General features: G+C 43.7%; 25 protein-coding genes and 2 other annotated features. All 25 genes read left to right on the top strand.

The annotated features are described in order from the left end of the window. Positions 1-189: 189 nt before the first annotated feature. The 25 genes from MKY93_RS19135 (at position 190) to MKY93_RS19015 (ending at position 21,631) form a co-directional block, all read left to right on the top strand. The gene (locus MKY93_RS19135; protein ID WP_340760676.1) at positions 190-792 is read left to right on the top strand and encodes a biotin transporter BioY; all 603 of its coding nucleotides are present in this window, start codon (positions 190-192) and stop codon (positions 790-792) included. Then, positions 789-1,793 carry a biotin synthase BioB gene (gene bioB, locus MKY93_RS19130; protein ID WP_340760675.1) on the top strand — a complete coding sequence of 335 codons (1,005 nt, stop codon included), beginning with the start codon at positions 789-791 and terminating at the stop codon, positions 1,791-1,793. Before MKY93_RS19135 ends, bioB begins: the two co-directional genes overlap by 4 nt. Positions 1,794-2,022: 229 nt before the next feature. Continuing rightward, the gene (locus MKY93_RS19125; RefSeq protein ID WP_009499087.1) at positions 2,023-2,493 is read left to right on the top strand and encodes a CtsR family transcriptional regulator; all 471 of its coding nucleotides are present in this window, start codon (positions 2,023-2,025) and stop codon (positions 2,491-2,493) included. Positions 2,494-2,540: 47 nt separating this feature from the next. Next, positions 2,541-3,056, top strand: a complete 516-nt coding sequence (locus MKY93_RS19120) for a UvrB/UvrC motif-containing protein (protein WP_340760674.1) — start codon at positions 2,541-2,543, stop codon at positions 3,054-3,056. Continuing rightward, entirely contained in the window at positions 3,046-4,134 is a 1,089-nt protein-coding gene (locus MKY93_RS19115) for a protein arginine kinase (protein WP_009499085.1), read from the top strand. Before MKY93_RS19120 ends, MKY93_RS19115 begins: the two co-directional genes overlap by 11 nt. 191 nt (positions 4,135-4,325) lie before the next feature. After that, complete coding sequence (locus tag MKY93_RS19110; RefSeq protein ID WP_340760953.1) at positions 4,326-6,773, top strand: ATP-dependent Clp protease ATP-binding subunit; 2,448 nt, start codon at positions 4,326-4,328, stop codon at positions 6,771-6,773. Between the two features lie 82 nt (positions 6,774-6,855). Then, entirely contained in the window at positions 6,856-8,226 is a 1,371-nt protein-coding gene (gene radA / locus MKY93_RS19105) for a DNA repair protein RadA (protein WP_009499083.1), read from the top strand. A gap of 144 nt (positions 8,227-8,370) precedes the next feature. Continuing rightward, on the top strand, positions 8,371-9,453 hold the full coding sequence (locus MKY93_RS19100; protein WP_340760673.1) for a PIN/TRAM domain-containing protein: 1,083 nt from the start codon (positions 8,371-8,373) through the stop codon (positions 9,451-9,453). 28 nt (positions 9,454-9,481) lie between these two features. Beyond that, a complete protein-coding gene (ispD, locus tag MKY93_RS19095; RefSeq protein ID WP_078818702.1) occupies positions 9,482-10,162 on the top strand; it encodes a 2-C-methyl-D-erythritol 4-phosphate cytidylyltransferase in 681 nt (226 codons plus the stop codon). A gap of 13 nt (positions 10,163-10,175) precedes the next feature. Next, complete coding sequence (ispF, locus tag MKY93_RS19090) at positions 10,176-10,655, top strand: 2-C-methyl-D-erythritol 2,4-cyclodiphosphate synthase (protein ID WP_009499080.1); 480 nt, start codon at positions 10,176-10,178, stop codon at positions 10,653-10,655. A gap of 78 nt (positions 10,656-10,733) precedes the next feature. Beyond that, the gene (gene gltX / locus MKY93_RS19085) at positions 10,734-12,194 is read left to right on the top strand and encodes a glutamate--tRNA ligase (protein WP_340760672.1); all 1,461 of its coding nucleotides are present in this window, start codon (positions 10,734-10,736) and stop codon (positions 12,192-12,194) included. A gap of 55 nt (positions 12,195-12,249) precedes the next feature. Continuing rightward, positions 12,250-12,465 (top strand) — a binding site (T-box leader). 331 nt (positions 12,466-12,796) lie between these two features. Beyond that, the gene (gene cysE / locus MKY93_RS19080; protein WP_078818363.1) at positions 12,797-13,471 is read left to right on the top strand and encodes a serine O-acetyltransferase; all 675 of its coding nucleotides are present in this window, start codon (positions 12,797-12,799) and stop codon (positions 13,469-13,471) included. Further along, positions 13,452-14,852: a cysteine--tRNA ligase gene (cysS, locus tag MKY93_RS19075; protein WP_078818362.1), complete on the top strand. Its 1,401-nt coding sequence runs from the start codon at positions 13,452-13,454 to the stop codon at positions 14,850-14,852. The genes cysE and cysS overlap by 20 nt, the downstream gene beginning before the upstream one ends. A 4-nt stretch (positions 14,853-14,856) precedes the next feature. Next, a complete protein-coding gene (locus tag MKY93_RS19070) occupies positions 14,857-15,276 on the top strand; it encodes a Mini-ribonuclease 3 (protein WP_009499076.1) in 420 nt (139 codons plus the stop codon). Next, positions 15,273-16,031, top strand: a complete 759-nt coding sequence (rlmB, locus tag MKY93_RS19065) for a 23S rRNA (guanosine(2251)-2'-O)-methyltransferase RlmB (RefSeq protein WP_009499075.1) — start codon at positions 15,273-15,275, stop codon at positions 16,029-16,031. Before MKY93_RS19070 ends, rlmB begins: the two co-directional genes overlap by 4 nt. Then, a complete protein-coding gene (locus MKY93_RS19060) occupies positions 16,028-16,540 on the top strand; it encodes an NYN domain-containing protein (protein ID WP_340760671.1) in 513 nt (170 codons plus the stop codon). The genes rlmB and MKY93_RS19060 overlap by 4 nt, the downstream gene beginning before the upstream one ends. An 82-nt stretch (positions 16,541-16,622) precedes the next feature. Further along, positions 16,623-17,261 (top strand): RNA polymerase sporulation sigma factor SigH, encoded by a 639-nt coding sequence (sigH, locus tag MKY93_RS19055; RefSeq protein WP_078818379.1) that lies wholly within the window; start codon positions 16,623-16,625, stop codon positions 17,259-17,261. An 80-nt stretch (positions 17,262-17,341) separates the two neighbouring features. Then, positions 17,342-17,491 carry a 50S ribosomal protein L33 gene (gene rpmG, locus MKY93_RS19050; protein ID WP_078818361.1) on the top strand — a complete coding sequence of 50 codons (150 nt, stop codon included), beginning with the start codon at positions 17,342-17,344 and terminating at the stop codon, positions 17,489-17,491. Between the two features lie 56 nt (positions 17,492-17,547). Beyond that, a complete protein-coding gene (secE, locus tag MKY93_RS19045) occupies positions 17,548-17,733 on the top strand; it encodes a preprotein translocase subunit SecE (protein ID WP_009499072.1) in 186 nt (61 codons plus the stop codon). A 105-nt stretch (positions 17,734-17,838) separates the two neighbouring features. Next, positions 17,839-18,375 carry a transcription termination/antitermination protein NusG gene (gene nusG / locus MKY93_RS19040; RefSeq protein ID WP_040760196.1) on the top strand — a complete coding sequence of 179 codons (537 nt, stop codon included), beginning with the start codon at positions 17,839-17,841 and terminating at the stop codon, positions 18,373-18,375. A gap of 171 nt (positions 18,376-18,546) precedes the next feature. Further along, positions 18,547-18,972, top strand: a complete 426-nt coding sequence (gene rplK, locus MKY93_RS19035) for a 50S ribosomal protein L11 (RefSeq protein ID WP_029053289.1) — start codon at positions 18,547-18,549, stop codon at positions 18,970-18,972. Positions 18,973-19,092: 120 nt separating this feature from the next. Next, entirely contained in the window at positions 19,093-19,791 is a 699-nt protein-coding gene (gene rplA, locus MKY93_RS19030) for a 50S ribosomal protein L1 (RefSeq protein ID WP_040759935.1), read from the top strand. A 44-nt stretch (positions 19,792-19,835) separates the two neighbouring features. After that, positions 19,836-19,976: a sequence feature (ribosomal protein L10 leader region), on the top strand. A 30-nt stretch (positions 19,977-20,006) separates the two neighbouring features. Beyond that, positions 20,007-20,507 carry a 50S ribosomal protein L10 gene (rplJ, locus tag MKY93_RS19025; protein WP_009499068.1) on the top strand — a complete coding sequence of 167 codons (501 nt, stop codon included), beginning with the start codon at positions 20,007-20,009 and terminating at the stop codon, positions 20,505-20,507. A gap of 66 nt (positions 20,508-20,573) precedes the next feature. Further along, positions 20,574-20,936, top strand: coding sequence for a 50S ribosomal protein L7/L12 (gene rplL / locus MKY93_RS19020; RefSeq protein WP_009499067.1), 363 nt, complete (start codon positions 20,574-20,576; stop codon positions 20,934-20,936). Positions 20,937-21,028: 92 nt separating this feature from the next. Beyond that, complete coding sequence (locus MKY93_RS19015) at positions 21,029-21,631, top strand: class I SAM-dependent methyltransferase (protein ID WP_040759933.1); 603 nt, start codon at positions 21,029-21,031, stop codon at positions 21,629-21,631. The last annotated feature ends 80 nt before the right edge of the window (positions 21,632-21,711 follow it).

The following is a 21,711-nucleotide window of genomic DNA, read 5'->3' as shown; positions in this document are numbered from 1 at the left end:
AGAAATTGCCAGCAGGGGTAGATGTGGGTCTTGTCTGTTTCTTTCTGCCTTATTGGATAAGAAAAGGGTGTCATTCCTTACATATAAGATGTTCCATAAATTATTAGTTAACTTAAATTAAAAACGAGTTGACAATTAATGAGTCAACCATTACTATTTTTATAGTAACTCAAAATAGAAAGAGGTGTCATGATGACGACAGCTTCGGAAGGACGTCCGCAAAGTAAATTCAGTACATTGTCAATTGTATATAGTGGAATGTTTGCTGCTTTAATGATGATTGGGGCTAATATCACTTCTTTCATACCATTTTTAGTAGTCGGGGGAGTACCTATTACATTGCAGACATTTTTCGCTGTTTTGTCAGGATTGTTATTGGGTAGCCGTCTTGGTGCATTGTCGATGACTGTCTATATGATGGTCGGCCTTGCAGGGGCTCCTGTATTTGCTAAGTTTCAAGGTGGATTTGGCCAAATCTTAAGCCCGACATTTGGTTTTATCGTTACTTTCATCTTGATTGCTTATGTAGCAGGTAAAATCGTGGAGCGTAAGAATACACTGCCATCTTATATTATTGCATCACTTGTTGCGACAGCAATCAACTATTTATTGGGTACGAACTGGATGTATGTCGCCTATAAAGTTTGGGCTGCGGCGCCAGAGGTGTTTACGTACAAAATTGCATGGCTTTGGATGATTCCTCCATTACCGAAGGATATTGTGCTAGCCGTACTGGCGGGAATATTCGCATTTAGAATTTCAAAACATTTGAAAGTGAGGCATTCATTTTGACGAACTATCAAAGGCTGGCTGACCAAGTTTTGAAAGGTCACGTATTAACAAATGAGGAAGCGCTTTCAATATTAAATAGTCCGGATGAAGATTTGCTGTTGCTGCTTCATGCGACGTACTCGATCCGATCCCATTACTATGGAAACAAAGTAAAACTTAATATGATCATCAATACGAAGTCGGGGTTGTGCCCGGAAAACTGTGGCTACTGTGCCCAGTCGATTGTGTCAAAAGCACCGGTTGAAAAGTATGCAATGATGAAATCAGAAGAAATATTACAAGGTGCAGAGCGAGCTGCTGCAAATAAAGCGGGCACTTATTGTATCGTGGCAAGTGGACGAGGACCTCGGGCTAGTGAGCTTGAAATCGTTATTGATTCCGTCAAGAAAATTAAAGAGAAACATAAAGGAATGACCGTTTGTGCATGTTTAGGCATTCTGAAGCCAGAACAAGCCGCACGCTTGAAAGAAGCAGGTGTAGACCGATACAATCACAACTTGAACACCTCTGCCGAACACCATGAAAGCATCACTACATCGCACACATACGATGATCGTGTAAACACAGTAGGACATGTAAAGGAAGCGGGAATATCTCCTTGCTCTGGCGTAATAGTCGGAATGCGTGAAACAAAAGAGGATGTCATTTCCATGGCACACAGCCTGCGGATACTCGATGCAGACTCCATTCCAGTCAACTTCCTGCACGCCGTGGATGGGACGCCGCTAGAAGGGACCTCTGAACTGGATCCGCGCTATTGCTTGAAGGTACTTAGCCTATTTCGTTTCATCAATCCAACAAAAGAAATACGAATTTCGGGTGGACGCGAAGTGAACCTTCGCAGCCTTCAACCACTTGGCTTATATGCTGCAAACTCTATCTTCATCGGTGACTATTTGACAACATCGGGTCAGGAAAACGACAAAGACCAACAAATGTTAGAAGATATGGGCTTTGAAGTGGACTTGGAACCATTGAAGAAAGAACCTATGACTATATAAGAGAGATCTAACCGCGCAGACAGCTTGCGTGGTTTTTTTCGTTCAATGAAAAACATGAAAAGATCTTGAATAATCCTCCATGTAGAGAGACAGCCTAACGCAAGACATGCAAAAAAATCAAACATACATATTAAAACAAATCAATTGCATCTCACGCATTTTCTGCGATACAATCAAGTCAAAGATAGTCAAAGTCAACTAAGAGAACGAGCAGAAACGAGGTGACGAGATGCGGAACATTTCTGACATTATTGAAGGGTATTTGAAGTCCATTATCGAAAAGGAAGACAGTGCCTCTGTTGAAATCAAACGGAATGAAGTCGCCGAGAAATTCCAATGTGTTCCTTCGCAGATCAACTACGTAATCAAAACTCGCTTCACAGTCGAGAGAGGCTACGCAGTAGAGTCAAAACGCGGAGGCGGTGGATACATTCGGATTTATCGGGTGCAGACGAATTCACGGAAGGACTTGCTCGAGCAAGCGCTGGGAAGTTTGGAAGCGGGAGCATCCTCTACGATGGCTGAAGATGTAATTATTCGTTTGATTGAAGAAGAAGTGATTACAGAGCGTGAAGCCAAACTTATGTTAGCTGCGGTAGGTCGAGCCACACTGCGCTATATGCTTCCTGAACGAGATGCATTGCGTTCGCGAATACTCCGCGCCATGTTAGTCACATTGATTTATGAAGAAGTAGAATGAGGTGATGATAAATGCTTTGTGAAAACTGCAAAGAACGTCCGGCCACTGTGGTTTTTAAACAAGAGACAATGAATGGCACGACAGAGCGGCATTTATGTGATAAATGTGCGTTTTACTCCCAGACATTTTCATTCAGCCCTGATCAAGAGCCGTTGTCCATTCAACAATTTCTGGCACATTGGCTTGGAGGTTCAGAATTATTACAAGGTCAAAAGTCGAATGAGACTTTGCCTGATGGCCCCAAATGTCCGAGTTGCGGACTGACTTTTCATAGGTTTTTAGACATTGGGAAATTTGGATGTGCGACGTGCTACGATACTTTCCGCGAGCAGCTGCCACGAGTGTTTGCTAAATTGCATAACGGCAATACAAATCATGGTGGTAAGGTACCAGTCTCCTTCAATGAACGGTTTGCTTTGAAAAAACAATTAGAGGACATCCGCACAAAAATGAAGGAAGCGGTAGAAGCTGAGCGTTTTGAAGAAGCTGCCGTATTACGAGATGAAGCCAATACAGTAAAAAAGCAATTGGCCGATGGAGGTGACGATCAACATGTCATTTGAAAAATTCATCAAACAAGAGCTGACAGGCTGGATGGTGGCAAAGGGAGAACATTCGGATATCGTCCTATCTACAAGAATCAGATTAGCACGCAACCTGCAAAGTTACCTATTCCCTATTTGTGCTTCTGAAGAAGACGCTAAACGTGTCAATGAAGCAGTTGACCAAGCGGTGGCTACTATGGAAGAGCATCATTTTGCGGGCACGTCGATGTCAGACCTATCACCTCTTGAGAGACAAATATTAGTTGAGAAACATTTGGTAAGCCCACAGTTAATCGACCCAGATAAATACGGTTCGGTCCTGCTTTCAGAAGATGAAACAATCAGTATTATGGTGAATGAAGAAGACCATATACGTATCCAATGTATTTATCCTGGCTTTCAAATCGATACTGCCTATGAGCAGGCGAATCAAGTAGACAGCGAGATAGAACGAAACTTGGATTATGCTTTTGATGAGACGTTTGGCTATTTGACTAGTTGTCCATCCAACACAGGAACCGGTATGCGGGCATCTGTCATGATGCATTTACCGGCTCTCACCATCACCAAGCAAATTGAACGGATTATTCCTGCAATATCACGTCTTGGGATGGTGGTGCGCGGTAGCTACGGAGAAGGCAGTGAAGCCCTTGGAAATATTTATCAGATATCCAATCAAACAACACTTGGCAAGTCTGAAGAAGAAATATTGAAGGATCTGGACAATATATCAAAGCGTTTGATTGCACACGAGAAAAAGTCCCGTGAAATATTATTAGCGAAATCACAGGTCCATTTGGAAAATCGGCTTTACCGTTCGCTTGGTACGATTACTCATGCCCGTATACTACCTTCCGCAGAAGCAGCCAGATGTTTGTCCGATGTCCGTTTGGGTATTGATTTAGGTATCATAGAAAATTTAGACATGGCAATTTTAAATGAATTAATGATTTTCATGCAGCCAGGTTTCCTTCAGCAATATGCGGGTACAGAATTAACATCAGACCAACGCGACGTATTTCGTGCAAAATTATTCCGTGATCGCTTAGGAATTGAATGTACGCAAGCTCCAGGAAACAATTCTGAAAAGTCCTGAGCATACTTTTTGCAAGATCGTCAATTTGGATTTATAGTTAATCAAAGATAGTCAAAGTCAGTATTGAGGTTTAAATTACGGCTTTTTATGAAATGATATGAATAGGTATAGAGTGAAGGATTAAAGCAATGAGGATTCAACTGGCATAACATAGAATAGGTTCTATTTATGAAGAAAAGAGGGGAATGGATATGATGTTTAATCGATTTACACAACGTGCGCAAAAAGTTTTGCAACTGGCTCAAGAAGAGGCAATACGCTTAAAACACGAATCAATTGGTACAGAGCATATTTTACTTGGATTGATCCGAGAAGGCGGTGGAATCGCAGCGAAAGCGCTGGACGCCATTAGTGTCAATGCGGATACGATTGAACGGGAAGTAGAGGCTCTTGTAGGCGTGGGCTCGAAAGATGTAGGACCGATCGTTCATTATACACCGCGTGCAAAACGCGTCATCGAGCTTTCGGTTGATGAATCCCGTAAGCTGGGTCATTCCTATATTGGTACAGAACATATTTTATTAGCATTAATCCGAGAAGGAGAAGGCGTAGCGGCTCGCGTCCTGAACAATGCGGGCGTCAGCTTAAACAAAGCTCGCCAGCAAGTTCTTCAGTTACTCGGCAATGATGAAAGTTCAGTTGGCAGTACTTCAAACAACGCTACTGCCGCTACACCGACATTGGATAGTTTAGCTAGAGATTTAACAGAGATTGCACGTGAAGGCACTTTGGATCCAGTTATTGGACGAAGCAAAGAGATTACGCGTGTAATTGAAGTGCTGGCTCGTCGTACCAAAAACAATCCAGTCTTGATTGGGGAGCCTGGTGTTGGTAAAACTGCAATCGCAGAAGGGTTGGCACAGCAAGTAGTCAACAATGAAGTACCTGAAATCTTACGTGACAAACGTGTTATGACGCTCGATATGGGTACAGTTGTTGCGGGCACGAAATATCGTGGTGAATTTGAAGACCGCATGAAAAAAGTGATGGAAGAGATTCGTCAGGCAGGAAACATCATTCTGTTCATCGATGAATTGCATACATTGATTGGCGCGGGCGGAGCGGAAGGTGCGATCGATGCATCTAATATCTTAAAACCTTCTCTCGCTCGAGGAGAATTACAATGTATCGGCGCTACTACATTAGATGAATATCGTAAATACATTGAAAAAGATGCAGCACTTGAACGTCGATTCCAGCCGATCCAAGTAGATGAACCAACGGTGGAAGAGACTATCCAAATCATTAGAGGACTTCGTGATCGCTATGAAGCGCATCACCGAGTGAAGATAACGGATGAAGCAGTAGAAGCAGCTGCGAAAATGTCTGATCGCTATATTTCCGATCGTTTCTTACCGGACAAAGCGATTGATTTGATGGATGAGGCAGGATCTAAAGTTCGTCTTCGTTCGTATACGACTCCTCCAAACTTGAAGGAATTAGAAGTGAAGCTAGAAGCGATCCGTTCTGAAAAGAATGCGGCTGTTCAGAGCCAAGAGTTTGAAAAAGCGGCTTCTTACCGTGATACAGAGCAGAAGATGAAGGAAGAATTAGAAACAACAAAAGCAGCATGGAAAGAAAAACAAGGAAAAACAGAGTCTGAAGTAACTGTCGATGATATCGCTGCAGTTGTAGCGATGTGGACGGGAGTCCCAGTGGATAAGATTGCGGAAACCGAATCAGCTAAATTACTCAAAATGGAAGAAATCCTACATGAGCGCGTGATTGGTCAAAATGAAGCAGTCTTAGCGATTTCACGAGCAATCCGCCGTGCGCGTGCCGGATTGAAAGATCCGAAACGTCCTATCGGTTCATTTATCTTCCTAGGTCCAACAGGTGTTGGTAAAACAGAGTTGGCTCGTGCGCTGGCAGAAGTGATGTTCGGTGATGAGGATGCTATGATTCGTATCGATATGTCCGAGTATATGGAGAAACATGCAACGTCTCGTCTTGTAGGTTCACCTCCAGGTTATGTAGGCTACGAGGAAGGCGGCCAACTGACAGAAAAAGTTCGCCGTAAACCATACTCCGTTGTCTTACTGGATGAAATTGAAAAAGCACACCCGGATGTTTTCAATATTTTACTTCAAGTGTTGGAAGACGGACGCTTAACAGATTCTAAAGGTCGGACGGTAGATTTCCGTAATACGGTCATGATTATGACGTCAAACGTTGGGGCTACTGAGTTGAAGAAAAACCGTTATGTCGGATTCAATATCCAAGACGGCGAATCCGATTATGAAGATATGAAAGAAAAAATGCTGAGCGAGTTAAAGAAAACGTTCAGACCGGAGTTTTTAAACCGTGTGGATGACATGATTGTATTCCATTCACTGGAGAAAGAACATTTGCGACAAATTGTCAGCCTAATGTCTGAAGATCTTGCGAAGCGATTAGCAGAACAAGATATTGAGCTTGTGTTGACAGAAGCTGCACAGGATAAGATCACCGACGAAGGGTATGATCCGGAGTATGGAGCTCGACCATTGCGCCGGGCGCTACAGAAGCACGTAGAGGATCGTTTATCTGAAGAATTACTAGAAGGTAAAGTTCTTATGGGTGAAAAAGTAGTGATTGATGTGAACGACGATAAATTCGTGGTACGGACAGAAAAACAAACTGAATCCGTAAGTAACTAACTAAATAAAAATCCGGATAGCTCGCTCGCTTAGAAATTTAAAAAGCGCAGCGAGCTGTCCTTTTCGTATAGGGAGAGAGAATATGGCTAAGCGTAAATCTAAATTCATGTGTCGTTCCTGTGGATACGAGTCTCCGAAATGGATGGGACGCTGTCCAGGCTGTGGTGAATGGAACACGATGGATGAAGAAGTGGAAATTGTGCAAAAAGGTCCCCGTGCAGCTTTTCAACACGGTGAAAAAGTGAAGCAAAAGGCCTTACCGATTAGTGCGGTAGAAATGGTGGAAGAGCCGCGTGTGAAAACAGAATTGAATGAACTGAATCGCGTGCTCGGTGGGGGGATTGTGCCCGGCTCACTTGTATTGATTGGCGGGGATCCAGGGATAGGAAAGTCGACATTGTTGTTGCAAGTATCTTCGTTGCTTGCCAACCAGCAACAACGCGTCCTGTACATATCCGGTGAGGAGTCGATACGACAGACAAAGTTGCGGGCAGAAAGATTGGGTGTCAAATCAGATGAGCTGTATATTTACGCAGAAACAGATCTAGGTATGATCCATGAAACAGTCGATGAAGTGAAACCGAAATTTCTTGTTGTGGACTCCATTCAGACAGTACATCATCCTGAAGTTACTTCTGCCCCTGGGAGTGTGTCGCAAGTTCGAGAGTGTACTGCGGAATTAATGCGGATTGCCAAGACGCAAAATATCGCGATTTTCATCGTCGGTCATGTTACCAAGGAAGGGCAGATTGCGGGACCGAGGTTGCTCGAACACATGGTGGATGCCGTCCTTTATTTTGAAGGAGAGCGCCATCATACCTACCGTATTCTACGGAGTGTGAAGAACCGTTTTGGTTCGACCAATGAAATCGCTATTTTTGAAATGCTGCAGTCTGGGTTGAAGGAAGTATTGAATCCTTCCGAATTATTCCTGCGTGAACGATCTCAAGGAGGCGCGGGTTCGACCATTGTTGCTTCGATGGAAGGAACACGTCCGATATTAGTAGAAATACAGGCGTTGATTACACCTTCTAGTTTCAACTATCCGAAGCGGATGGCGACGGGCCTTGATCAAAATCGCGTTTCTTTGCTGATGGCGGTTCTTGAAAAACGTGCAGGCATGTTATTACAAACTCAAGATGCGTATATTAAGGTGGCTGGGGGAGTAAAGTTGGATGAACCGGCGATCGATTTAGCAGTGCTGTTAAGTATCGTGTCGAGTTATCGGGATACCGCGGTAGGGGTGGGAGATTGTTTTATTGGTGAAGTAGGGTTAACGGGTGAGGTAAGAAGGGTATCAAGAATAGAGCAGCGTGTCACAGAGGCTGCCAAGCTGGGGTTTGAGCGGATTATCATGCCGTCATCCAATATGGGGGGATGGGATGTACCGTCAGGCATCCAAGTAGTCGGGGTTGAAACAATCTCGGAGGCGCTTGGAATTGCTTTTAAGTAAGTAGACTGGTTGAAGCGTTAAGAAACCTTTGCCGCATTTAGATTGTCCTAATAGAAGTGAGGGGGCAATAAACCCCTCGCTTAACCTAAGCGACTTACTGTGATTCGTTGTATACTAATAGGAAGGAAAAGGAGGTGAAAGAGAATGTTGAAAAGAGTAGTCCAGGTTTCTTTCCTGTTAATCGGAGGAACTCTCGGTGTTTTATTTTTACCGTACTTATTTGCCATGTTCGCTTTTACGTCACGCCCCGCGATAGAAAACGCATACGTCGAAGCTGTTTTAGGAGCAATCATTCTATATTTATTTAGCTTATTTTTAACAGAACCGATTGTGGACTTTATTAAATGGATTGAAGAACGACTTTTGAAGGCGCCGATCATGCATTTGCTATTCGGTACTATAGGTTTAATCGTAGGGTTAAGCGTAGCGTTTTTGGTCAGTTTCGGATTGAATGCGATTGAGATTCCTGTTATTTCATCTGTACTGCCCGTCTTGCTATCCATACTTCTAGGGTATTTAGGTTTCCAGGTAGGTTTTAAGAAATGGGAAGAGTTTATCAACGCTTTCTCTAATTTGCGCAATACAACGATAAAAAAGAAGGAGCCGACTGAAACTGTGGCGCCTCAGAAGAATGTTTATAAGCTACTTGATACAAGTGTCATCATTGACGGACGTATCGCGGATATTGCGGCTACTGGATTTTTGCAAGGAATTCTCGTCGTTCCTCAGTTTGTGTTAACTGAACTGCAACACATAGCCGACTCATCCGATACATTAAAGCGAACTAAAGGGAGACGCGGTTTGGATATTCTAAAGCGTCTGCAAAATGACGACGGACCGACCGTGCTCATCACGGATGAGGATTTTAACGATGTAGCGGAAGTGGATTTAAAACTTGTGAAGCTGGCAAAGAAGATGGAAGGTCTTGTCGTGACGAATGACTTTAATTTGAATAAAGTCTCTGATTTGCACGGAGTGGCAGTCTTGAACATCAATGATTTGGCAAACGCAGTTAAACCGGTCGTTATTCCGGGAGAAGAAATGCATGTAGTCGTCATCAAAGATGGTAAAGAACATAACCAAGGTGTAGCGTACTTGGATGATGGCACGATGATTGTCATTGAGGATGGCAGAACGCATATCGGGCAGGCAATTGATGTCGTCGTAACAAGTGTTCTTCAAACATCTGCGGGACGAATGATTTTTGCAAAAACGAAAGGCCGGTGAATCGGCTACAGAAAGCAGAGGACTTAATGTGAATTATACAGTAATGATCCCGGCTGCAGGCAGTGGAAAGCGTATGGGTGCCGGTCAGAACAAACTTTTCTTAGAGATCGGCGGATTGCCGATTTTGTATCATACGGTGAGTGTTTTTTTAGAGGATCCTCACTGTGAGGAAATTATTATAGCTGTAAAGCCTGAAGAACAAACTGTCATTAAAGAAATGCTTGCAAGAAGTGACAAAGGAAAGACTATTACCTTTGTGAAAGGCGGCGGAGAACGGCAAAATAGCGTAGCCGCCTGCATAGAGACATATGAAGGTAACGGCATTGTGCTTGTACATGATGCCGCAAGACCTTTCCTTGATTCGTCTGTCATCCGCAAACTGGTCAGCACAGCGAATGAAAAAGGTGCAGCAATTGCAGCAGTGAGAGCAAAGGATACAATCAAGCTTGCGGCGAATAATGTCGTGCAGCAAACGCTGGACCGTGAGAATTTATGGTTAGTTCAGACGCCGCAAGCATTTCGATATGAATTGCTGAAAAGAGCTTCTGATGCAGCAGTTCGAGAAGGTTTTCTCGGGACTGACGAATCGATGCTTGTAGAGCGCATAGGATACAGCGTGCAAATTGTAGAAGGTTCATATGATAATGTGAAAATGACGACCCAGGAAGATCTGGCAATTGGCGAGGTCTTACTGGAAAGAAGAAAGTAGGAGGAATCACCTCATGTTTCGAATTGGACAAGGTTTTGATGTACATGCATTTGCAGAAGATCGCCCCCTTATTATTGGAGGCATCACAATCCCGCACACAAAGGGATTGATTGGACACTCGGATGCAGACGTCTTATTGCATACAGTGACAGACGCAGCACTCGGAGCGATTGGAAAAGTAGATATCGGTACACACTTTCCGGATACAGATGAAGCTTTCAAGGATGCGGATTCTGCTGTATTACTGGAGAAAGTTTGGGGAATGGTCAAAGAAGAAGGCTATCGTCTAGGGAATATCGATTGCACGATCATTGCGCAACGACCGAAGATGGCGCCGCATATCGGTGACATCCGTCAACGTGTAGCAGAATTATTAGAAGCCGATCTATCTCAAGTGAATGTCAAAGCAACGACTACAGAACGTCTTGGGTTCCCAGGGCGTGAAGAAGGCATCGCTGCGATGGCTACAATCTTATTGATGAAAAACGAGTGACTTTCAAAAAAAACAACACAATGCTAAAATAGATAGGCAATTAACTTCTTTCAACAATCAGAACGGAGAGGGACAATTATGACACAAGAAGTACGTGTGCGCTACGCACCAAGTCCGACAGGCCAACTACATATTGGTGGAGCGCGGACCGCTTTATTCAACTATTTATTTGCCCGCCATTATGATGGGAAATTCATCATCCGAATTGAAGATACAGATACAGAACGAAATATCGAGAGTGGCGAGTTATCGCAGTTGGAGAACCTGACATGGCTCGGTATCCATCATGACGAATCAATCGATGTGGGCGGCGAATATGGACCGTACCGCCAGATGGAACGTTTAGATCTGTACAAGAACTATGCAGATGAAATGCTTGAAAAGGGCCATGCCTACAAATGTTTCTGTACGCCCGAAGAGCTGGAAGCAAAACGCGTAGCGCAAAAAGCAACAGGTATCGCAGCGCCGATGTATGATGGGGCATGCCGCAATTTAACAGCAGAGCAAGTAGCTGAAAAAGAGGCAGCGGGTCTCTCTTACAGCCTTCGTATGCAAGTGCCTGATAATATTACGTACACGGTACAAGACTTAGTCCGCGGTACAGTTACATTTGAATCGAAAGATATCGGTGACTGGGTAATGGTCAAGACAAATGGTATTCCAACTTACAACTTTGCTGTAGCAGTGGATGACCATCTGATGAAGATATCTCATGTCTTCCGTGGAGAAGAGCATTTGACGAATACACCGAAACAATTAATGGTATTCGACGTGTTCGGCTGGGAACATCCCCAGTTTGGACATATGACGTTAATCGTCAATGAAGACAGAAAGAAACTTTCGAAACGTGATGAATCGATTATTCAATTCATTTCACAATACAAAGACTTGGGCTATTTACCTGAAGCGATGTTCAACTTCTTTGCATTGCTTGGCTGGTCACCGGGCGGGGAAGAAGAAATTTTCTCTCATGACGAGCTGATAAAATTATTCGATGAATCTCGTTTGTCTAAGTCGCCGTCTATGTTCGACACACATAAATTAACATGGATGAACAACCAGTATATTAAGAAATTATCACTTGAAGAAGTGATTGATCTGACGTTGCCGCACTTGCAGGCAGCAGAACTCGTACCAGACAAAATGACGGATGAAGAAAAAACATGGGTGCACGATCTAATCGCTTTATATCAAGGTCAATTAAGCTTTGGAGCTGAAATTGTCGAGCTGTCCGCCCAGTTCTTCCAAGACACCGTTGAATATGATGAAGCAGCATCGGAGATTTTGGCTGGTGAACAAGTACCGGAAGTAATGACTTCATTGAAGGGGCAATTGGAAGCTCTTGAGGTGTTTGATGCGCCATCCATTAAAGCGGCCATCAAAGCTGTACAAAAGGAAACAGGACATAAAGGGAAGAATTTATTTATGCCAGTTCGTGTCGTGACAACAGGTCAAACATCTGGTCCGGAATTGCCAGATGCAATAGCGCTAATCGGGAAAGAAAAGATTTTGCAACGTGTCGGAAGATTTGCAAAATAATCAATATTGACTTTTCTTAGGATTTGTGTAAAATGAACGTAATATGAATATTCATAAAAAAGCGTTGAGAAGGAAAGTACATGTTGAATGCTCCAAAGAGAGGGTCATCTAGGCTGGGAATGACCTGAGTTAATTTAACATGGAAATGCACCTTTGAGCGATGAGCTGAACTGTTTAGTAGGCCATACGTATCGTCTGCGTTAAAGACATTAAGCGGGAAGAGAAATTTCTTCCAAGCGGAGTGGAACCACGCAACCAATGCGTCTCTGTCATCATAAATGACAGGGGCGTTTTTTTATTCTAAAGCGGAAAGCGTCGTCTAGCCTCGACAGGCATAGGAGGGCATGCCGAGAAAGGTGCGGTCTTTGCACCTTTTCGGAAAGACCGAAGTGTCCCGAGAGGCTGGCGCTTGAAGCTGGCTGTCATCTAAAGCGGAAAGCGCCGTCTAGCCTCGACAGGCACTGGAGGGCATGCCGAGAAAGGTGCGGTCTTTGCACCTTTTCGGAAAGACCGAAGTGTCCCGAGAGGCTGGCGCTTGAAGCTGGCTGTCACCAAAAGCGGAAAGTGCCATCTGGTTTAACTGAAAAAAAGGGGGAAGTTCAGTGTTCAAACGTATGAAAGAAGATATCCATTGCATTTTTGAACAGGATCCGGCAGCTCGTAGTTCATTTGAAGTGATATTGACTTATTCGGGATTGCATGCCATATGGGCGCACCGCATAGCACACGCCTTCTATAAGCGGAATCTTCGTTTTCTGGCGCGTGTGGTATCGCAGGTCAGTAGATTTTTCACAGGGATTGAAATTCATCCTGGCGCAGTAATTGGCAGACGTCTCTTTATTGATCATGGAATGGGTGTAGTCATTGGAGAAACTTGTGAAATCGGAGATGACGTTACGCTGTATCAAGGCGTGACTCTTGGGGGGACTGGGAAAGAAGGCGGAAAGCGCCATCCGACCCTGCATAATAACGTGTTGGTTGCATCGGGAGCCAAAGTCCTCGGCTCTATTACGATCGGAGAAAATAGTAAGGTGGGAGCAGGCTCGGTAATCTTGAAAGAAGTACCGCCCAATTCCACAGTAGTCGGAATTCCTGGTAAGATTGTCATTTCAAATGGTGTCCGAGTGAAAGATCGATTGGATCACACACTGCCTGATCCGATAGCAGATGAAATAAAACGTCTGGAAGGAAAAATTCAAGAATTGCAGCTGCGGACACAACAGCTAGAATCAACGAATGGAAAAAAGGGAGATTTACATGAGCATTCAACTCTATAATACATTAACACGTAAAAAAGAGAAATTCATTCCGATAGAAGAAGGAAAAGTCAAGATGTATGTCTGCGGCCCGACTGTCTATAATTATATTCATATCGGAAATGCGCGACCTGTCATCGCTTTCGACACCGTCCGCCGCTACTTGGAATATCGCGGATATGAAGTGAATTACGTTTCGAATTTCACGGATGTAGATGATAAAATCATTAAAGCGGCAAACGAATTGAACGAGGAAGTCGGAGAATTGACGAATCGTTTTATTGAAGCATATTTTGAGGACGTGGGCGCGCTTGGTTGTGAAAAAGCAACAGCTCATCCTCGTGTAACGGAGCACATTGGTGATATTGTACAGTTTATTCAGCTGTTGATTGAGAAAGGGTACGCATACGAATCAAATGGAGACGTCTATTTCCATACGCGTGAATTTGACGGATACGGAAAACTTTCACACCAATCAATCGATGAATTGAAGGTTGGTGCACGAATTGAGGAGAATGCAATCAAATCAGATCCTCTTGATTTCGCGCTATGGAAAGCAGCGAAGGAAGGCGAGATTTCCTGGGATAGTCCGTGGGGGAAAGGTCGGCCGGGCTGGCATATTGAGTGTTCCGTCATGGCGAGAGAACTCCTTGGCGACACGATTGACATCCACGCAGGTGGGCAAGACTTGACCTTCCCGCATCATGAGAATGAAATTGCACAATCTGAAGCGGCGACTGGTAAAACCTTTGCGAACTATTGGATGCATAATGGCTATATTAATATTGACAATGAAAAAATGTCCAAATCACTCGGAAATTTCATTTTGGTTCATGATATTCGTAAGCAGATCGATCCGCAGGTGCTTCGTTTCTTCATGCTTTCCGTACATTACCGTCACCCCGTGAACTTTGCGCAAGATTTGGTGGAGAATGCGGCAAATGGGCTTGAGCGGATCAGGACGGCGTATCATAATGTGCAACATCGACTTTCAATGTCTGCTGACTTGGCGGAAGATCCGCAGTCGTGGTTGGATCGTATTGATGAGCAGATTACTTCATTTGAAAATGCGATGGATGATGACTTTAATACAGCCAATGCCATCGCTGCAATCTTTGAATTAGCAAAGCAGGCGAATGTCTATTTATTGGAGAAAAATACGGATCGTCAGGTGCTGGAACGATTCTTAGAAGCGTTCGACCAGTTAATGGGAGTCCTTGGCTTACCGTTTGAGAGTGTCGATGAGTTAGTGGATGAAGAAGTGGATGCACTCATACAGGAACGTCTAGATGCACGTAAAAATCGAGACTTTGCAAGAGCGGACGAAATTCGAGATCAATTGAAGGCGAAAGGCATTGTATTAGAAGATACAGCGCAAGGCACTCGCTGGAAAAGAGGGTAACAGCGTGGGGAATTTGCGAGATATAGACGTCAAACAGCTTAACGCACTTGCTCTCGCCTATATGGGCGATGCGGTTTACGAGCAGGCAGTCAGAGAACATTTATTGCGGAGCGGCCGTGTGAAGCCTCAAGTGCTTCATAAAGAAGCTACGCGATATGTCTCTGCGAAAGCTCAGGCACAAATTATCCGGACGATGAGAGAACAACAACTGCTGACAGAGGAAGAAGAGGCCGTCATGCGTCGCGGACGTAATGCGAAGTCAGGCTCTGTCCCTAAAAACACTGATGTCACCACGTATAATTATAGCTCTGCATTTGAAGCGGTCCTCGGTTATGTTTATTTATTAGGCCGACAGGAACGCTTGACAGAGCTGATGGCGAAGGCGATTCATTTTGTGGAACATCCTGAGGAGGAAATGGCATGACGGAACAAGAAATTGAGCTGATCGGCGGAAGGAACCCTGTAGTGGAAGCATTGCGTTCCGGAAGACAGCTAAATAAGATCTGGGTAGCAGAAGGTGTCAATAAGAAAAGCATAGGAGAAATAATGAAGCTGGCAAAAGAGGCAGGAATAGTCATCCAGACGGCGCCTAAACAGAAATTGGACGGGATGACGGAGTTGAGCCACCAAGGGATTCTTGCGTCAGTTGCTGCCTATGACTATGCGGAGCTAGACGATTTGTTTGAAATAGCACGTGATAGGAAAGAGGATCCTTTTTTTATCATCCTTGATGAGTTGGAAGACCCTCATAATTTAGGGTCGATTTTGCGGACTGCGGATGCATCTGGTGTCCATGGAATCATTATTCCGAAGAGACGGTCTGTTGGATTGACTGGGGTTGTGGCAAAAGCATCGACAGGTGCAATTGAACATATTCCAGTTGTGCGAGTCAACAATTTGTCGCAAACTGTGGATGACCTGAAAAAACGTGGAGTTTGGATTGCCGGAACGGATGCATCAAATTCTACAGATTATCGCCACATGGATGCGACGCTCCCTCTTGCTGTCATTATCGGCAGTGAAGGTAAGGGAATGTCGAGAATTTTACGCGAGCGATGCGACTTTCTTTATAGCTTGCCAATGGTGGGCCGAGTGACCTCTTTAAATGCTTCTGTGGCAGCAGCATTGCTGATGTATGAAGTTTTAAGAAAGCGCCAATCTGCCCAGGCGACATCATGAAAAAAGATGTACTGCTCGTTGATGGCTACAACGTCATCGGGGCATGGCCTGAACTGCAAGCGTTAAAAAAAGAGGACTTTGCGCAGGCGCGAGATCGCCTGATTGAGCGAATGGCTGAATACCAAGCGCATAAAGGCTGGCGTGTGATCGTAGTTTTTGATGCGCATCTAGTGCCGGGTATCGAAAAACGTAAGAAGCAATACCGCGTGGATGTAGTCTTTACTCGAGAGAATGAAACGGCAGATGAGCGGATTGAAAAACTTGTGTCTGAACTATCGAATCGATTGACGCAAATTCATGTAGCGACTTCAGACCTTGTGGAACAATGGGTCGTGTTCGCACAAGGAGCGCTTCGTGTGTCGGCACGGGAGTTGGAGTTGGAAATGAAAGAAGTTGATCGGATGATTGCCCTGAGAGTCAAAAAGATTCAAGAGAATCGTCCTTTTTCGAAGATCCCGCTAACAGATGAGGTTGCGGCGGTCTTTGAAAAGTTGAGACGTGGGCAATGAGCAGTTGACGTAAAAAATTTCCACGTCTATACTAACTTTATTAAACCAATAGAACTCTGGGGTGGAGAGGTTGGTGCGGAATATGAAAAATGGGAACAGTAAAAATGATTTTTCTACACTTTCAGATGAAGAGATGATTGAACGAATTCATCAAGGAAACTCAGATATACTAGATTTTTTAATTACAAAATTTCAGCCGATTGTCCGCATGAAGGCCAGGACATATTTTATCATTGGTGGAGATCGGGAAGATATTGTACAAGAAGGAATGATCGGACTGTATAAGGCGATTCGTGATTATCGACCGGATCGGTTGAGTTCATTCAAGGTATTTGCTGAACTTTGTATAACGAGACAGATTATCACAGCCATCAAAACAGCAACTCGCCAAAAGCATATTCCGCTCAATACCTCGGTTTCACTGGACAAGCCCATGTATGATGAGGAACAAGAGCGTACGTTGCTCGACATCATTGCAGGATCTACATTAGATGATCCTGAAGATTTAATGATTCATAAAGAGAACTTTTCGTTCATGGAAGAAGAGATGAACAAGGTACTTAGCGCTTTGGAGAAAGAGGTACTGACGCTCTATTTGGAAGGACAATCCTATCGCGAAATATCAGAAGTGTTGAACCGGCAAGTGAAGTCGATTGATAATGCACTTCAGCGCATCAAACGTAAGTTGGAGCACTCTATGGCGATGGATTTGGTACGGTGATCACGTCGAAAGTAAATTGACATGTCGTTGGTAAGATGGTACTCTTTAGCAAGACTATTGTCTTGAATAGGTGAATCCAAATGGTTAAAAAAATAATTATATGCTGTGAAAATTGTGGTTCGCGAAACTATACTTTGCCGGCTGGTAATCAGGGCCGTGACGGAAGAATCGTCATCAAAAAGTTTTGCAGTCATTGCAACGCGCATACGTTGCATAAGCAAACCATTTGACCAGTTACATAGAGTTCAATGTTGGGCGCTATGTCATTCGGAAGGGTTGGAGAAGAATGAGCAAGATCAGCGATTTTTTGAAAAAAGTTGTTTCAGAGATGCGGAAAGTCAGTTGGCCGAAGCGTAAGGAACTGACGAAGTACACGGTAGTTGTTATTTCAACTGTCATTTTTATGGCTGTTTATTTTGGGCTGGTAGATATGGGTATTTCAGAGGTCATGAAATGGTATACTGGTTTGTGATAAAGAAAGTATGAATAGCTTGAGAATATCCCGTTTTGATGAATAAACGGGTTTTTTCAGTTTAATTAAAGGAGGGACGGACGCATAGTCCTCAATGTGATGGAGATGGAGAAAAATTGGTATGTAGTTCATACATACTCAGGATATGAAAATAAAGTAAAAGCCAATCTTGAAAAGCGTGTCGAAACAATGGGCATGCAAGATAAGATTTTCCGTGTCGTCATTCCGGAAGAAGAAGAAACAGATATTAAAGAAGGTAAAAAGAAAACCGTCATGCGAAAAACGTTCCCTGGTTATGTGCTTGTGGAATTGATTATGACGGACGATTCTTGGTACGTTGTCCGAAATACGCCGGGCGTAACAGGCTTTATCGGATCTTCAGGTGGTGGGGCGAAACCAACTCCGCTATTACCAGAAGAGGTCGAATTCATCCTGAAACAAATGGGAATGAAGGAACAGCGAGTGGACGTGGATTTCGAAGTTGGCGAAAGCGTGACTGTATTGGAAGGCCCGTTTGCTCATTTTGAAGGTAAAGTGGAAGAGATCGAATTGGACAAAGGAAAAGTTGTCGTAACTGTCGATATGTTTGGACGCGAAACGAAGATGGAGCTGTCATTTGATCAAGTTGAAAAAATGGATTGATGTGTAATTGGTTTATTTCTACTTGCAAAATCTGTGTAATGGTGATATCATTTCAAAGGTCAGACGTAGTCTGTACGGATAAACCAATTCTACCGACATTGTCGGCAGGCACATATTTGAGTGGGAGGGGCAACCCAATTACCACATCACGGACTTAAGGAGGTGTGTCTCGTGGCTAAAAAAGTTACTAAAGTAGTGAAGTTGCAAATTCCAGCTGGTAAAGCAAACCCAGCACCACCAGTAGGACCGGCATTAGGTCAAGCAGGTGTTAACATCATGGGATTCTGTAAAGAATTTAACGCGCGTACAGCTGATCAAGCAGGTTTGATTATTCCTGTTGAAATCTCTGTATTCGAAGACCGTTCATTTACATTCATCACAAAAACTCCACCGGCAGCAGTATTGCTAAAGGTTGCAGCAAACGTTCAGAAGGGTTCTGGTGAGCCGAACAAGAACAAAGTTGCTACAGTTAAACGTGATAAAGTTAGAGAAATCGCTGAACAAAAGATGCCAGACTTAAATGCGGCGTCAGTTGAAGCGGCGATGGCAATGGTCGAAGGTACTGCTCGCAGTATGGGATTCAAGATCGAAGACTGATTTCGTATCTTCTTGATAAAGCAATGGTTCAAGGTGAAGGCTGCGGTCGTATGAGATGCGCAGCCTTCATTAAGTGGGAGGTTTAATCCGTTAAAACCACAAATGAGGAGGAAAATTCAGATGACTAAAAGAGGTAAAAAGTTTACAGAAGCGGCGAAGCTTGTAGATCGTACAGCTGCATACTCTGTGAAAGAAGCAATTGAACTTGCTAAAAAAACTACTACGACAAACTTCGACGCAACAGTTGAAGTGGCTTTCCGTCTTGGTATCGACACTCGTAAGAATGACCAGCAAATCCGTGGAGCTGTAGTGCTTCCAAATGGTACTGGTAAAACTCAACGCGTTTTGGTATTCGCTAAAGGTGAAAAGTTAAAAGAAGCAGAAGCAGCAGGTGCAGATTATGTAGGCGATGCAGAATATATCGCTAAAATCCAACAAGGTTGGTTCGATTTTGATGTAATCGTTGCAACTCCTGACATGATGGGTGAAGTTGGTAAAATCGGTCGTGTTCTCGGACCAAAAGGCCTTATGCCGAACCCTAAAACAGGCACTGTAACATTTGACGTAGCGAAAGCTGTTGAAGAAATCAAAGCTGGTAAAGTTGAATACCGTGCGGATAAAGCTGGAATCATCCACGCGCCAATCGGGAAAGCTTCTTTTGAGAATGAGAAGTTGGAAGAAAACTTCTTGACGATCTTTGATACGATTCAAAAAGCAAAACCTGCTGCAGCAAAAGGAACATACATGAAATCAGTAAACGTTACGACAACTATGGGTCCTGCTGTAAAAGTAGATCCGTCTAGCGTAACTGTAAAATAATATATTGACAAGTGTACAGTGATCTGATAAGATTACGCTTGTTATGATGATAACCATTTGTACCGAAGACAGCAGGTGTGGCTTGCCACTTAATGTTCCTGCCGAGGACAAGACGCTCTTTTTTAAAAGATGACGACTTTTCAGCCCTCTATGTCTTAGACAGAGAGGGCTTTTTATATCGGTATAAGTGACCCTAATTTTCAGGAGGTGTCAACATGAGCAAAGTTTTAGAAGCTAAACAGGCGGTTGTAACAGAAATCGCTGACAAGTTGAAAGAAGCAGCTTCTGTAGTAGTTGTGGATTACCGTGGTTTAACGGTTTCACAAGTAACAGAATTGCGTAAACAACTTCGTGAAGCAGGCGTTGAATTTAAAGTTTACAAGAACTCTATGGCACGTCGTGCAACAGAAGTAGCAGGACTTGAAGGCTTGAATGAACACCTTACAGGCCCGAATGCTATTGCCTTCTCAACAGAAGACGTAGTGGCTCCTGCGAAAATCATGCATGATTTCGCTAAAAAGAACGAACAACTTGAAATCAAAGCAGGCGTAATCGAAGGAACAGTCGCATCGGCAGAAGACGTAAAAGCATTGGCAACTCTACCTTCACGCGAAGGTCTACTATCCATGCTACTCAGCGTTCTTCAAGCACCAGTGCGCAACTTCGCACTTGCTACAAAAGCAGTTGCAGAACAAAAAGAAGAACAAGGTGCATAATTACGCATCTTAACTACCGCCGGATAGAACAAACCGGTTAATACAAATTTCCAGGAGGAACTTAAAATGACTAAAGAACAAATCCTAGACGCAATTAAAGAAATGACAGTTCTTGAACTAAACGACCTTGTTACAGCAATCGAAGACGAATTCGGCGTAACAGCAGCAGCGCCAGTTGCAGCAGCAGCAGCGGGCGGCGGCGAAGCAGCTGAAGAGAAAACAGAATTTGACGTAATTCTTGCAGGCGCAGGCGCTGAAAAGATTAAAGTAATCAAAGCTGTTCGTGAAATCACAGGCCTAGGCTTGAAAGAAGCTAAAGCACTTGTAGACGAAGCACCAAAAGCTCTAAAAGAAGGCGTATCTAAAGAAGAAGCTGAAGAAATGAAAGCTAAACTTGAAGAAGTTGGCGCATCTGTAGAAGTTAAGTAATTTCTACTTATCTGAGAAAAGCCCGTCTATTTGACGGGCTTTTTTTCTTCATCTAGAGTTATTTACGGTAAACCAAAGCAGGAGGCATGAACATGGGAGAGCATTATTATTCTAAAAACCCTCAAGTTTCTAGTGCGCCGAAGCAATGGAAAGCAGAAATTCGGAATAAAGTTTTCACATTTACGACTGATGCAGGCGTGTTCAGCAAAAGTGGAATTGACGAAGGTTCAAAATTATTAGCTGAAACGTTTAAAGAGCCGGACGTTAGGGGAGACTTGTTGGAAATTGGCTGCGGTTATGGACCGATTGCGTTGTCGATCGCCTCTGCTTTTCCAGACCGAATTATCCATATGGTCGACGTTAATGAACGTGCATTAACTCTTTCTAAGCAGAATGCTGAGAAGAATAATATTCAGAATGTAAAGGTTTACGAAAGCAGCGGCGTGGAGCAGGTGGAGTCTGGTCACTTTGCGGCTGTTCTGACGAATCCGCCTATACGTGCGGGTAAGCAAACGGTCTTTTCATTCTATAAAGGTGCCTATGAAAAACTGATTTCAGGCGGAGAGCTATGGGTAGTTATCCAAAAGAAACAAGGGGCTCCTTCCACTGTAGGGTATTTACAGGACTTATTTGGTAATGTCGAGACGGTTGCGAAGAAAAAAGGGTATTTCATTTTACTAGCAAAAAAAGGTTGACAGTACGGTTTAATTGTAGTAGCATTATTGAATGCATAAATAATTATATTGCAGCTGTATGCCCTTTTGTGTGAATTGGA

The organism is Sporosarcina sp. FSL W7-1283, assembly GCF_038003105.1.
Classification (GTDB): domain Bacteria; phylum Bacillota; class Bacilli; order Bacillales_A; family Planococcaceae; genus Sporosarcina; species Sporosarcina newyorkensis.
This window is presented reverse-complemented; position numbering and strand designations above follow the sequence as displayed.